The organism is Streptomyces sp. NPDC047000, assembly GCF_040644295.1.
In the GTDB taxonomy this organism is placed as follows: domain Bacteria; phylum Actinomycetota; class Actinomycetes; order Streptomycetales; family Streptomycetaceae; genus Streptomyces.
In genome coordinates, this window is the sequence record NZ_JBEYWE010000002.1 from 478,263 (window position 1) to 491,071 (window position 12,809).

General features: G+C 70.7%; 13 protein-coding genes. 7 read left to right on the forward strand and 6 right to left on the reverse strand.

From position 1 onward, the window contains the following. Positions 1–228: 228 nt before the first annotated feature. Positions 229–1,896 (reverse strand): fumarate hydratase, encoded by a 1,668-nt coding sequence (locus ABZ862_RS05495; protein WP_360952618.1) that lies wholly within the window; start codon positions 1,894–1,896, stop codon positions 229–231. 313 nt (positions 1,897–2,209) lie between these two features. On the opposite strand from ABZ862_RS05495, the gene ABZ862_RS05500 reads away from it, so the two are divergent. Next, positions 2,210–2,872: a DUF1707 domain-containing protein gene (locus tag ABZ862_RS05500; protein WP_360953107.1), complete on the forward strand. Its 663-nt coding sequence runs from the start codon at positions 2,210–2,212 to the stop codon at positions 2,870–2,872. 215 nt (positions 2,873–3,087) lie between these two features. Next, positions 3,088–3,465: a WhiB family transcriptional regulator gene (locus ABZ862_RS05505; protein ID WP_360952621.1), complete on the forward strand. Its 378-nt coding sequence runs from the start codon at positions 3,088–3,090 to the stop codon at positions 3,463–3,465. Positions 3,466–3,752: 287 nt separating this feature from the next. Here the strand turns inward: ABZ862_RS05505 and glpX are convergent, their stop codons facing one another. Then, entirely contained in the window at positions 3,753–4,787 is a 1,035-nt protein-coding gene (glpX, locus tag ABZ862_RS05510) for a class II fructose-bisphosphatase (RefSeq protein ID WP_360952624.1), read from the reverse strand. A 126-nt stretch (positions 4,788–4,913) separates the two neighbouring features. Here glpX and ABZ862_RS05515 point away from each other — a divergent pair, with 126 nt between their 5' ends. Beyond that, positions 4,914–5,465, forward strand: a complete 552-nt coding sequence (locus ABZ862_RS05515) for a DUF4245 domain-containing protein (RefSeq protein WP_360952627.1) — start codon at positions 4,914–4,916, stop codon at positions 5,463–5,465. Positions 5,466–5,561: 96 nt separating this feature from the next. Here ABZ862_RS05515 and ABZ862_RS05520 read toward each other — a convergent pair whose 3' ends face one another. The 3 genes from ABZ862_RS05520 to xseA all read right to left on the reverse strand — a co-directional run bounded on the left by ABZ862_RS05520 (position 5,562) and on the right by xseA (position 7,973). Then, on the reverse strand, positions 5,562–6,152 hold the full coding sequence (locus tag ABZ862_RS05520) for a malonic semialdehyde reductase (protein ID WP_360952630.1): 591 nt from the start codon (positions 6,150–6,152) through the stop codon (positions 5,562–5,564). Between the two features lie 189 nt (positions 6,153–6,341). After that, positions 6,342–6,617 carry an exodeoxyribonuclease VII small subunit gene (locus ABZ862_RS05525; RefSeq protein WP_360952633.1) on the reverse strand — a complete coding sequence of 92 codons (276 nt, stop codon included), beginning with the start codon at positions 6,615–6,617 and terminating at the stop codon, positions 6,342–6,344. An 84-nt stretch (positions 6,618–6,701) separates the two neighbouring features. Next, entirely contained in the window at positions 6,702–7,973 is a 1,272-nt protein-coding gene (xseA, locus tag ABZ862_RS05530) for an exodeoxyribonuclease VII large subunit (protein ID WP_360952636.1), read from the reverse strand. A gap of 171 nt (positions 7,974–8,144) precedes the next feature. Here xseA and ABZ862_RS05535 point away from each other — a divergent pair, with 171 nt between their 5' ends. Then, positions 8,145–9,164 (forward strand): 4-hydroxy-3-methylbut-2-enyl diphosphate reductase, encoded by a 1,020-nt coding sequence (locus tag ABZ862_RS05535; protein ID WP_360952639.1) that lies wholly within the window; start codon positions 8,145–8,147, stop codon positions 9,162–9,164. Positions 9,165–9,235: 71 nt separating this feature from the next. Further along, positions 9,236–9,985, forward strand: a complete 750-nt coding sequence (ppgK, locus tag ABZ862_RS05540) for a polyphosphate--glucose phosphotransferase (protein WP_360952642.1) — start codon at positions 9,236–9,238, stop codon at positions 9,983–9,985. 72 nt (positions 9,986–10,057) lie between these two features. On the opposite strand, the gene ABZ862_RS05545 is transcribed toward ppgK, so the two are convergent. Continuing rightward, positions 10,058–10,726, reverse strand: a complete 669-nt coding sequence (locus ABZ862_RS05545) for a DUF6542 domain-containing protein (protein WP_360952645.1) — start codon at positions 10,724–10,726, stop codon at positions 10,058–10,060. A gap of 196 nt (positions 10,727–10,922) precedes the next feature. On the opposite strand from ABZ862_RS05545, the gene ychF reads away from it, so the two are divergent. Then, positions 10,923–12,011 carry a redox-regulated ATPase YchF gene (ychF, locus tag ABZ862_RS05550; protein ID WP_360952648.1) on the forward strand — a complete coding sequence of 363 codons (1,089 nt, stop codon included), beginning with the start codon at positions 10,923–10,925 and terminating at the stop codon, positions 12,009–12,011. A 369-nt stretch (positions 12,012–12,380) separates the two neighbouring features. Next, on the forward strand, positions 12,381–12,731 hold the full coding sequence (locus tag ABZ862_RS05555; RefSeq protein WP_360952651.1) for a metalloregulator ArsR/SmtB family transcription factor: 351 nt from the start codon (positions 12,381–12,383) through the stop codon (positions 12,729–12,731). Positions 12,732–12,809: the final 78 nt, after the last annotated feature.

The window sequence follows — 12,809 nt, forward strand, 5'->3', positions numbered from 1 at the left end:
GTGCGGCGCGATGATGTTGGGGATCTGGATATAGCGGGAGCGCAGGGCGGTACGGTGTACGCGCACGGAAGATGTGCCTCTTGGGTGTCGGGTCCCCGGACGTTGGCGCGTTGCGGGGATCACTGCTGTAAGCACTCGGTGGCCAGGGCGGGCCGTTGCCGGGCGACAGCACGACAACGCCCCCGCCGGTCGGACCGGCGGGGGCGTGAGAAGTGCCTTAGGCTCAGGTCACGCCTGACGCACCGGAATGCTTGTGAACGTCGGCTTGGAGAGTTCTTGCGGGCTGAAGAAGTCGTTCCCCTTGTCGTCGACGACGACGAACGCCGGGAAGTCCTCGACCTCGATCTTCCACACCGCCTCCATCCCCAGCTCCTCGTACTCCACGACCTCGACCTTCTTGATGCAGTCCTGCGCCAGCCGGGCCGCGGGTCCGCCGATGGACCCCAGATAGAACCCCCCGTGCGCGGCACACGCGTCCGTGACCTGCCGGCTCCGGTTCCCCTTGGCGAGCATCACCCGGGAGCCGCCCGCCGCCTGGAACTGCTCCACGTAGGAGTCCATCCGCCCGGCCGTGGTCGGCCCGAAGGACCCGGAGGCGTACCCCTCGGGCGTCTTCGCGGGCCCGGCGTAGTACACCGGGTGGTCCTTCAGGTACTGCGGCATCGCCTCGCCCGCGTCCAGCCGCTCCTTGATCTTGGCGTGCGCGATGTCCCGCGCCACGACCAGCGGCCCGGACAGCGAGAGCCGGGTCTTCACCGGGTACCTGGTCAGCTCGGCGAGGATCGCGTCCATGGGCTGGTTGAGGTCGATGCGCACGACGTCGCCCTCGCCGCCGGCGTCGAGGTGCTCGTCCGTCGTCTCCGGCAGGAACCGCGCGGGATCGGTCTCCAGCTGCTCCAGGAAGACGCCCTCGGCGGTGATCTTCGCGACGGCCTGCCGGTCCGCGGAGCACGACACGGCGATGGCGACCGGGCAGGACGCGCCGTGCCGGGGCAGCCGCACCACGCGCACGTCGTGGCAGAAGTACTTGCCGCCGAACTGCGCGCCGATCCCGATCCTCTGCGTCAGCTCGAAGACCTTCTCCTCCAGCTCCTTGTCCCGGAACCCGTTCCCCAGCCCCGAACCCTCGGAGGGCAGCTCGTCCAGGTAGTGCGCGGAGGCGTACTTGGCGGTCTTCAGCGCGTACTCCGCCGACGTACCGCCGACGACGATCGCGAGGTGGTACGGCGGGCAGGCGGCCGTACCCAGCGAACGGATCTTCTCCTCCAGGAACCTCATCATGGCGCCCTCGTTGAGGACGGCCTTGGTCTCCTGGTAGAGGAACGACTTGTTGGCGGAGCCGCCGCCCTTCGCCATGAACAGGAACTTGTACGCGCCGCCGTCGGTGGCGTACAGCTCGATCTGCGCGGGGAGGTTGGAGCCGGTGTTCTTCTCCTCCCACATGGTCAGCGGGGCCATCTGCGAGTAGCGCAGGTTGAGCCGGGTGTAGGCGTCGTAGATCCCCCGGCTGAGCGCCTCCTCGTCGCCGCCCTCGGTCAGGACGTGCTGCCCCCGCTTGCCCATGACGATCGCCGTACCGGTGTCCTGGCACATCGGCAGCACGCCCGCCGCCGCGATGTTCGCGTTCTTCAGCAGGTCCAGGGCGACGAACTTGTCGTTGGCCGAGGCCTCCGGGTCGTCGATGATGCGACGCAGCTGGGAGAGGTGGGCGGGGCGGAGGTAGTGCTGGATGTCGTGGATCGCCTCTTCGGCCAGCTTGCGCAGCGCCTCCGGCTCCACCTTGAGGAACGTCCGCCCGTCGGCCTCGAAGGTGCTGACGCCCTCCGCTGTCACCAGCCGGTACGGGGTCGTGTCCTCTCCCAGGGGAAGCAGATCGGTGTACGCGAACTCAGGCATCTGGCCCATTCCTCACTCGGCAGGCAGGTGCGGCCTCCATCGGCAGCGCCCTCCAGCGTAGGACGTGGGTCCGGCGCGGCAGCTGTGAGGTAGGGCTCAGCAGGAATTCGGCCGACCGGCCGTCCACAGGCCTAGTCGCGATCTATCGCGTTTCGGTACGCTGCTGTCCGTGGACCTTCAGAAGCAACCTCAGCAGGAACGCGCGGCCACGGGCACGGGCGGGGGCGGCGGCACGGGTGCCGGCGGTGGTACGGGCGTCGGCGGCGGTACGGGTCCGGGGGCGCGTACGCCCGCGGCGCCGCCCGCCGCCGAGCTGCGCGCTTCCGAGCTGCGCGCCTCCGACGCCGAGCGCGACCGCGTCGCCGACATCCTCCGCGAGGCCCTCGCCGAGGGCCGCCTCACGGCCGACGAGCACGCCGAGCGGGTCGAGGGGGTGCTGCACGCCAAGACGGTCGGCGAACTCGAGGTCTTCATCCGGGACCTGCCCGCCGCCCACCAGGGGGCCGCCGCCCCCGGCTACATCCCCGTACCGCCGCGCCCCGTCCCCGGCGCGATACCCCACGACGCGGACGCCAACGTTGTCGCCGTGTTCAGCAGCGCCACGCGCAAGGGCCGCTGGCGCGCGGGCCGGCGGCTGCACGCGTACGCCATATTCGGCACCGTGGAGATCGATCTGAGCGAGGCGATCTTCGAGTACCAGCATGTCGTCATCAAGGCGATCTCGGTGTTCGGCACGGTCGACGTCCGGGTCCCGGAGAACATCTCGCTGCGCGGCACGGGCGGGGGCGTGCTGGGCACCTTCGACGTCCGCACCCTGGACTCGATCGAGCCGGACGCGCCCGTGGTCTACATCGACGGCTGGGCCGTGCTCGGCACCGTGGACGCGCGGCCCAAGCGCGGCAAGACCGTCGCGGACATCCTCGACCGGGTGCAGTACAAGGTCGACAAGGCGTTGCGCAAACATTTCGACCGTTGACGGTTGTGAATGCGGCGGGTGGTGAAAGGAATCGGCCGGGCCGTGTTCGGCAGTGTTCACGGGCGCCCCGCGTACGACGGTCGGGCTCCGGCGCGCGGTTGCGCGAACGAGCCACCGCGGTCCGGCCGTTCGGGACCCTGTGCATAGGCGCGCCCACAGCGGGTAGGGCTTGCTGCGTCGCCTCTCGCTCGCGAAGCCGTCGTCAGGAGTAGACCGTGCCGCAACCGCCGCATTCGTCCCTGCAGGTAGCTGCCGTTCCGGCGCAGCGGACGCCAGTGCGGGACAGGGACCAAGACGCCCCGTGGCACACCGAGGCGGTGTGCCGCCGCGACGAGGCAGGCCTGTTCTTCGCGCCGTCCAAGGAGCCCACCGCGGCACGCCTGTCCCGTGAGGAGGCGGCCAAGAGGGTCTGCGCCCGCTGTCCGGTGATGGTCGAGTGCCGCGAACACGCACTGCTGCAACCCGAGCCCTACGGCGTCTGGGGCGGCCTCACCGCCGCCGAGCGCCGCGTGGTCCTGGCCCGCCGCAGGCGCCGCGAGATGGAACTGAAAAAAGCGGCAAGAACCACCACCCGCATAGCCCAAGCCGGCTGACCCCCACCCCCACCCGACCCTCGCAGGGGCACGTCTACCTGGCGACTCCCCCCGAACCAACCCTCAAGGGACGTCCACCTGGCAACTCCGCCCGCAGACTCCCTGAGGGGGCGTCCACCTGGCGACTCCGCCCGGACCAACCCCCTCAAGGGGCGCGGGGAACTGCGCGACCGGCCACGACGCACCCGCACCCGAACAACGCACCCGCGTCAACGCGAAAGGGCCGGGGGGCGCCCCCACCGCACCGGGGACGCCCCACCAACCCCACCCCGCAAGCCGGCCGCAGGCTACTTCGCTCGGTCGAAGTCGATCGCCGAATACGCCCGCAGCTTGCTCAGCCGATGCTCGGAGACGATCTTCCGCACGGTCCCCGACTTCGACCGCATCACGATGGAGTCCGTGACAGCCGTCTCCGAGCGGTAGCGCACCCCGTGCAGCAGCTCCCCGTCGGTGATCCCGGTGGCGACGAAGAACACGTTCTCCCCGGAGACGAGGTCGTCGGTCATGAGCACCCGGTCGAGGTCGTGCCCCGCGTCGATCGCCCGCTGCCGCTCCGCGTCGTCCTTGGGCCACAGCTTGCCCTGGATGGTGCCGCCGAGGCACTTCACGGCGCAGGCCGAGATGATGCCCTCGGGCGTGCCGCCGACGCCCAGCAGCAGGTCGACGCCGGTCCCTTCGCGCAGTGCGTAGATCGACCCGGCGACGTCGCCGTCGGAGATGAGCTTGATGCGCGCCCCGGCCTCCCGTACCTCCTTGACGAGGCCGTCGTGCCGGGGCCGGTCGAGGATGACGACGGTGACGTCCTCGGGCGTGGACCGCTTGGCCTTGGCGATCCGGCGGATGTTGACGGCCACGGGCGCGTCGATGTCGACGAAGTCGGCGGCCTCCGGGCCGGTGACCAGCTTGTCCATGTAGAACACGGCGGACGGGTCGAACATGGACCCGCGGTCGGCGGCGGCGAGCACCGCGATGGCGTTGGGCATGCCCTTGGCGGCCAGCGTGGTGCCGTCGATCGGGTCGACGGCGATGTCGCACTCGGGTCCGGTGCCGTCGCCGATGCGTTCTCCGTTGAAGAGCATCGGCGCCTTGTCCTTCTCGCCCTCACCGATGACGACGACGCCGTTCATCGAGACGGTCGAGACGAGGGTCCGCATGGCACGCACGGCGGCACCGTCGGCGCCGTTCTTGTCGCCGCGGCCGACCCACCGGCCCGCGGCCATGGCGGCGGCCTCGGTCACCCGGACGAGTTCGAGGGCGAGGTTACGGTCGGGGGCTTCTGAGGGAACTTCCAGCTCAGAGGGCAGATTATGGTTCTCGGTCATCGGAGCGCACCTTTCTGGAACGACGACGGCCGGATGAGGGCTTTGGCCACGACTCTATCCCCAGGCATACAAAATGAGCAGAACCCCCCACGGATGAGCGGGCAGGGCACCTGCGACGATGGGGGCGTGGCAGGTTCGAACGGCAAGCAGAAGACGGTCCGGGACATGGTCCTTTCCCTGGGCCTCATCGGGATCGCGGCGGCGCTCATCTACGTCTTCGTCCCGCACGACGATCACGCTCCGGACATCAAGCGCGTCGACTACCGCGTCGAACTGCTCACGGCCCGGCGCGCGGCGAGCTACCCGGTGGCCGCTCCCGAGGAGCTGCCGACGACCTGGAAGGCGACCTCCGTCCGTTTCCGCGGCGACGCCTACGACGCCTGGCACCTCGGGTTCCAGGCCCCCGACGGTCAGTACGTGGCGATCGAGCAGTCGACTCAGAAGCGGTCCGCCTTCATCGACGACGCCAGCCAGGGGGCGAGCGCCACGAAGGTGACCGAGGAGATCGGCGGCCGTACCTGGATCCGCTATACCGGCGGACGCTACGACGCCCTCGTCCTGGCCGACGCCAAGGGCGCCGAGGCGGCCGAGGAGGGCAAGGGCTCGACGACGGTGGTCGCGGGCACGGGCTCCTTCGCACAGCTGACGGAGATGGTGCGGGCGCTGAAGCTGGCATGACGGCCCCACGGCGCGTGCCGTGAGAAGACGCACGAGGGCCCCCGGCGGAAACCGCAGCCGGGGGCCCTCGTCGCGCGATGTCGCGCGGTGCCGGTCTCAGACGGTCGTGACGACCTGCTCGTAGGACAGGCGGGGCGAGCGCGGGAACCAGGCGTCGGGGCCCGGACGGCCGATGTTGACCACCATCAGCGGGGTGTGGTCCTCGTCGAGGAACTCCTTGCGGACGCCCTCGAAGTCCAGACCGGTCATCGGGCCGGCGGCGAGACCGGCGGCACGGACGCCGATGATGAAGTACGCCGCCTGGAGCGAGGCGTTCAGCGCGGCGTTCTTCTCCCGCACCGAACGGTCACCGGCGAACATGTCCTTGGCCTGCGGGAAGTGCGGGAAGAGCGCCGGCAGCTCCTCGTGGAACTCGTTGTCCGCGGAGAGGATCGCGACCAGCGGGGCGGCGGCGGTCTTCTTCTGGTTGCCCTCGGACAGGTGCTTCACCAGGCGTTCGCGGGCCTCGGGGGAGCGGACCAGCGTGATCCGCAGCGGCGACTGGTTCATCGAGGTCGGGCCGAACTTGACCAGGTCGTAGATCGCCTGGACCTGCTCCTCGGTCACCGGCTCGTCGGTGAAGGTGTTCGCGGTGCGGGCCTCGCGGAACAGCAGGTCCTGAGCGGCAGGGTCAAGAGCGAGAGACATGAAGAATCTTCCTCGGGATGTTCGCCCGGACCGGTGGGGGCCGGACCGGCTGACATCACCGACCGTACGACAAGGAAGTTCAAGTTTCAATCAAATGTCGGAGGGCGGTGACCCGCCTCACACCTCTCCCCGCGGCCCTCGCCCATCTGCCCGCCCCCGGCCGTGTGTTCCTTCCCCGGCACCCGTCGTCTACTCGGATCCGCTCCCCGTCCCGTCCGCCCCGTCCGTTCCGTCCTCCCGCTCCCCGGCGAGAGCCGCGTCCAGCCGGGCGCGGGCGCCCTCCAGCCACCTCCGGCACACCTGGGCCAGCTCCTCCCCCCGCTCCCAGAGGGCGAGGGACTCCTCCAGCGACGTACCGCCCGCCTCCAGCCGCCGTACGACGTCGATCAGCTCGTCGCGCGCCTGCTCGTAGCCGAGGACCGCGCCCGTGTCCGCGCCCGCGTCCGTGCCTGTCTTGCCGCTCATGCACCCACCTGAAGAAATCCGGTCCGGCCGTCTGCCCGGCCGGCTGCCTGACCGTCTGCTGCTGTTGCTCTGCTCGCTGCTCTGCTACTGCTCTGCGGCTCCGCGGCCCACCCCGCCGTCCGGGCCGTCCGCACCGTCCGCGACCTCCGTCGCGCTGACGCGCACCGTGAACTCGCCCGCGGCCACCCGTGCCCGCAGCGTGTCGTCCACCGCCACGTCGGCCGGATCGCGCACCACGTGGCCGCCGGCCCGCTGGAGCACCGCGTACCCGCGCTGGAGGGTCGCGGCGGGGGAGAGGGCCACCACGCGCGCGTGCGTGTGCGTCAGCTCCGAGTCGGCACGGTCGAGGAGATGCCCGAGGGTGCGCCGGGACCGTTCGACGAGCGCCCCGACCTGCTCCTCCCGCTCGTCGATCATCCGGTGCGGATTCTGTATCGACGGCCGGGCCAGCGCCTGCGCCAGCCCCCGCTCCTCCCGCTCGACGAGCCCCACCAGGCACCGCCGCGCCCGGTCGCGCAGCTGCCGTACCCGCTCCAGCTCCTCGCCCACGTCCGGTACGACCTTCTTCGCCGCGTCGGTCGGGGTGGAGGCGCGCAGATCGGCCACGTAGTCGAGCAGCGGGGTGTCGGGCTCGTGCCCGATGGCGGACACGACCGGCGTACGGCAGGCGGCGACCGCGCGGACCAGCTGCTCGTCGGAGAACGGCAGCAGATCCTCGACGCTGCCGCCGCCGCGCGCGACGATGATCACGTCCACCTCGTCGAGCGCGTCGAGCTCCTTCACCGCCTGCACCACCTGCGGTACGGCGTGCACGCCCTGCACCGGAACGTTGCGCACCTCGAAGCGGACCGCGGGCCAGCGGCGCCGGGCGTTCTCCAGCACGTCCCGCTCGGCCGCGGAGGCCCGCCCGCACACCAGCCCGATCAGCTGCGGCAGAAAGGGCAACGGCTTCTTGCGGTCCGCCGCGAACAGCCCCTCCGCCGCCAGCGTCTTCTTCAGCAGCTCCAGCCGGGCCAGCAGCTCGCCGACGCCCACGGGCCGTATCTCGGTGGCCCGCAGCGACAGCTGCCCGCGCGGCGCGTACCACTCGGGCTTGGCCAGGACGACCACGCGTGCGCCCTCGCTCACCACGTCGGCCACGGTGTCGAACACCTGTCGGAAGCAGGTGACGCCGACCGAGATGTCGTACGACGGATCGCGCAGCGTCAGGAACACGACGCCCGCGCCCGGCCGCCGCGACAGCTGGGTGATCTGCCCCTCGACCCACACCGCGCCGAGCCGGTCGATCCACCCCCCGATGAGCCGGGACACCTCGCCGACGGGCAGCGGGGTCTCGGCGGACGTGTTGAGAGCCATGCCCGCGAGCGTAGCCGCCGCCACCGACAACGGCCCCGGCACACGGAGCCGACCGGCCGCCCCGCGCCGACGGCCCCGCCCGCCCGGCGGTCCGCCCGGCGGTCCGCCCGGCGGCCCTCCGGCTCACCCGGCGATCTCCGGCCCTCCGGGCGCGGCCTTACGATGGTCACCATGACTGCTTCGCCGACCGCTTCGTCCGGCCGCCGTGTCCTGCTCGCCGCTCCCCGGGGCTACTGCGCGGGTGTGGACCGCGCCGTGATCGCCGTCGAGAAAGCCCTGGAGCAGTACGGCGCGCCCGTCTACGTCCGGCACGAGATCGTCCACAACAAGTACGTCGTGCAGACCCTGGAGAAGAAGGGCGCGATCTTCGTCGAGCGGACCGAGGAGGTCCCGCCGGGGAACATCGTGATGTTCTCCGCGCACGGCATCGCCCCGGTCGTCCGCGAGGAGGCCGCGCGGGGCAGCCTGGCCACCATCGACGCGACGTGCCCGCTGGTCACCAAGGTCCACAAGGAGGCCGTCCGGTTCGCCAACGAGGACTACGACATCCTCCTGATCGGCCACGAGGGCCACGAGGAGGTCATCGGCACCTCCGGCGAGGCCCCGGACCACATCCAGCTGGTGGACGGCCCGGCCGATGCCGCCAAGGTGGAGGTGCGCGACCCGTCCAGGGTCGTGTGGCTGTCGCAGACCACGCTCTCCGTCGACGAGACGATGGAGACGGTCGACGCGCTGAAGCAGAAGTTCCCGCAGCTCATCTCCCCGCCGAGCGACGACATCTGCTACGCCACGCAGAACCGTCAGCTCGCCGTGAAGCAGATGGGCGCCGAGGCGGACCTGGTGGTCGTGGTCGGCTCCCGCAACTCGTCCAACTCCAAGCGGCTCGTCGAGGTCGCCAAGCTGGCCGGCGCGCGGGACGCGCACCTCGTGGACTTCGCGAGCGAGATCGACGAGGCATGGCTGGAGGGCGTCACCACGGTCGGCGTGACCTCGGGGGCGTCGGTGCCCGAGGTGCTGGTCGAGGAGGTCCTGGAGTGGCTCGCGGAGCGCGGCTACGGCGATGTCGAGCTGGTCAGGGCTGCGGAGGAGTCCATCACGTTCTCGCTGCCGAAGGAGCTGCGCCGGGATCTGCGCGCGGAGGCGGCGGCGCTGGCCGCGGAGCGCGGCGGCACGGGCACGCCGGAGGCGTGAGCGGCGCGGCGGGGCCCTGCCGGGCACGCGTTGGGGAAGAGACCGTCACCGGAAGGCCGTAACGTATGTCCATGAAGATCTTCGGCTTGGACATCGGCGGTTCGGGTATCAAGGGTGCCCCGGTGGACCTGGACATGGGCGATCTGGCGGCAGAGCGCCACAGGGTGCTCACCCCGCAGCCCGCGACTCCCGACGGTGTGGCCGACGGAGTGCGGCAGGTCGTCGAGCATTTCGGCTGGACCGGCCCGGTGGGCCTCACCTTCCCGGGAGTGGTGACGGGAGGTTCGACGATCCGCACGGCGGCCAACGTCGACAAGAGCTGGATAGACACGGACGCGGGCACGCTGTTCAGCGACCGGCTCGGCGGGCTGCCGGTGACGGTGGTCAACGACGCGGACGCGGCGGGCGTGGCCGAGATGCACTTCGGCGCGGGCCGGGACCGCAAGGGCACGGTCGTGCTGCTGACCTTCGGTACGGGCATCGGCAGCGCCGTCTTCGTGGACGGCGTCCTGGTCCCGAACACCGAACTGGGCCACCTGGAGCTGAACGGCCACGACGCGGAGACGCGGGCGTCCAGCAAGGCCAAGGAGGACGGCGACCTCACGTGGGAGCACTGGGCGCGCCGCGTCCAGAGGTACCTCGCCCATGTGGAGATGCTGTTCTCGCCGGAGCTGTTCGTCATAGGCGGCGGCGTGAGCCGTAAGTCCGAGAAGTTCCTGCCGTACGTCAAGGGCATCAGGGCGGAGATCGTCCCGGCGCAGCTGCTGAACAACGCGGGGATCGTGGGCGCGGCGATGTACGCGGCGGAACAGCACGGCTGACGACGCCGGGCACGGCCGGCGTGAACCCCGGCGTCTCGTCGCGCCCCGCCCCTCAGCGTCGCGCTGGGTGCTTCAGCCGCCGCCGTTGCCCCGCCGCCGCTGCCCCACGATCCGCGCCCGCCTCACCAGTACGATCACGCCGGCGATCAGCGTGCCGCCGTAGAGCCACCCGGCCTGGGTGGCCAGGGCGGTGACCAGGCCCATCAGCCGCCCGGCGGTGCCGTCGCCGGAGGCGGCGACGGCCACCAGGCCCACCGCGAAGCCGATCGGTACGACGACGGGCGCGGTGAGTACGTCGCCGCCGCGCACCCACAGGGCGGTCAGCACGCTCACCGGCAGGAACAGCACGCCGTAGACGGTGAGCGAAGCCCCGAAGAGGACCTGGTCGACGAGGCCGAGCAGGAACATCACCGCGCAGCAGAACAGCCCGCCGCCGAGCCCGGTGAGCCGGGGCCCCGGAGCCGCCGTCCCCCGGGCCGCTCCCGGAGCCGCGGTACGCGCCCCCGATCGCCCCTGCGCGCCCCGCACCCCGGCGCCCGGCACCCGCCGCACCACCCCTCCGGCAGCGGCACGGGCAGCGGCAGCCGCACCGGCACCGCCGACGGCACCGGCGGTGGCCCCGGAACCGGAACCGGGGCCGGAACCGGGGCCGGGACGGCTGCCCGCACCGGTTCCGCGCCGGGCCTGCGGCGGCAGACCGGCCACCGCTCGCTGCTTCGGTCGACCTCTGGGTTGCTCCACAGGACCAACCTAGGTCTGTTTATGTGCCGAATCGCCCTTCAGACACGCCGTAGAGCGGGCGTTGGCCGAGACCTTGCCGGTCCCGGGCCCGTCCGCCCGGGCCCCACGGACCGGACTCGGACAGGCCGTAAACTGGGGGATCGGCCGCCCCGGCCCCCCGCTCACCCTCGCCCTCTCACGTACGGGAAGACGCAACGTGTCGCTCACGATCGGAATCGTCGGCCTGCCGAATGTCGGCAAGTCGACCCTTTTCAACGCCCTGACCAAGAACGACGTGCTCGCGGCCAACTACCCGTTCGCGACGATCGAGCCGAACGTCGGCGTGGTCGGTGTCCCGGACACGCGCCTCACGAAGCTGGCCGAGATCTTCGGTTCGCAGCGCATCCTTCCGGCCACGGTCGACTTCGTGGACATCGCGGGCATCGTGCGGGGCGCGAGCGAGGGCGAGGGCCTGGGCAACAAGTTCCTGGCGAACATCCGTGAGTCGGACGCGATCTGCCAGGTCATCCGGGCCTTCAAGGACGACAACGTCGTGCACGTGGACGGCAAGGTCTCGCCGAAGAGCGACATCGAGACGATCAACACCGAGCTGATCCTGGCCGACCTCCAGACCATCGAGAAGGTCCTGCCGCGCCTCCAGAAGGAGTCCCGGATCAAGAAGGACACGGCGCCGAAGGTCAAGGCGGTCGAGGAGGCGAAGGAGATCCTGGAGAGGGGCGACACGCTGTTCGCCCACGGCCTGGTCCAGGGCACGGAGCGCGCCGAACCCCTCCACGACCTGCACCTCCTCACCACCAAGCCCTTCCTCTACGTCTTCAACGTCGACGAGGACGAACTGGCCGACGACGACTTCAAGGAGGCCCAGCGCGCCCTCGTCGCCCCCGCCGAGGCGATCTTCCTGGACGCCAAACTGGAGGCCGACCTCGCCGAACTGGACGAGGAGGAGGCCCTGGAACTCCTGGAGTCCGTCGGCCAGCACGAGCCGGGCCTCGCCACCCTGGCCCGCGTCGGCTTCGACACCCTGGGCCTCCAGACCTACCTGACCGCAGGCCCGAAGGAATCCCGCGCCTGGACCATCAAGAAGGGCGCCACCGCCCCCGAGGCCGCCGGTGTGATCCACACCGACTTCCAGAAGGGCTTCATCAAGGCGGAGGTCATCTCCTTCCACGACCTGGTCGAGACCGGCTCGGTCCCCGAGGCCCGAGCCAAGGGCAAGGCCCGCATGGAAGGCAAGGAGTACGTGATGCAGGACGGCGACGTGGTGGAGTTCCGCTTCAACGTCTGAGCGCCTGAGCGCCTGAGCGCCTGTGCGTCTGAGCGTCTGTACGTCTGGCGGGTGCTGGGGCACCCCATCGCCGATCGGGCGAACGCGCAGCTCAAAAGGGGTCTGACTCTTCGGGGTCAGGCCCCTGATTTTTTGCCCTGCCGGCTGCACCGGGAGGCCGGTGGGCGGAGCATGTGTCAGCAGTTGCTAATATTAGCAACTGCTGAGGTCGTGGACTCCGGTCCGGTGGCCCGGTCCTCGCTCGCGGGTTCGGCGCGGCAGGGTGCCGCAGGCGAGGATGGTTCGCATGTTCGAGATGACTGGGTGGAAACGATGGGCCGAGTTCCGGCCGGTGGGGCCGTGCCGTCGGGCGGGGGAGGCGACGGCACGGTGAGTACGCCGATCTACCAGCTGAAAGCCGAGTTCTTCAAGACCCTCGGCCACCCGGCCCGCATCCGGGTCCTGGAGCTGCTGAGCGAACGCGAGCACGCGGTCGCAGAGATGCTGCCCGAGGTGGGTATAGAACCCGCCCACCTCTCGCAGCAACTGGCCGTCCTGCGCCGGGCCAACCTCGTGGTGACCCGCAAGGAGGGCTCGACCGTGTACTACTCGCTGACCAGCCCGCACGTGGCCGAACTGCTGCGGGTGGCCCGCGTCATCCTGTCCGGGGTGCTGACCGGGCAGGCCGAGCTCCTCGCGGAGTTGCAGGCCGCGCAGGGCGAGGCGAAGCCTTCGTCGTGAACAACGGCCTCTTGGGCGAACGCTCTTGAGGCACGGCACCCGAGTGGTGCATTCGAGAACCGCATCCGAGAAGTGAAG

What these genes read in the sequence shown, in the direction of transcription:
- ABZ862_RS05495 (WP_360952618.1), bottom strand. Translation starts at nt 1,896, where the DNA reads ATGCCTGAGTTCGCGTACACCGATCTGCTTCCCCTGGGAGAGGACACG.
- glpX (WP_360952624.1), bottom strand. Translation starts at nt 4,787, where the DNA reads ATGACCGAGAACCATAATCTGCCCTCTGAGCTGGAAGTTCCCTCAGAA.
- ABZ862_RS05520 (WP_360952630.1), bottom strand. Translation starts at nt 6,152, where the DNA reads ATGTCTCTCGCTCTTGACCCTGCCGCTCAGGACCTGCTGTTCCGCGAG.
- ABZ862_RS05525 (WP_360952633.1), bottom strand. Translation starts at nt 6,617, where the DNA reads ATGAGCGGCAAGACAGGCACGGACGCGGGCGCGGACACGGGCGCGGTC.
- xseA (WP_360952636.1), bottom strand. Translation starts at nt 7,973, where the DNA reads ATGGCTCTCAACACGTCCGCCGAGACCCCGCTGCCCGTCGGCGAGGTG.
- ABZ862_RS05535 (WP_360952639.1), top strand. Translation starts at nt 8,145, where the DNA reads ATGACTGCTTCGCCGACCGCTTCGTCCGGCCGCCGTGTCCTGCTCGCC.
- ppgK (WP_360952642.1), top strand. Translation starts at nt 9,236, where the DNA reads ATGAAGATCTTCGGCTTGGACATCGGCGGTTCGGGTATCAAGGGTGCC.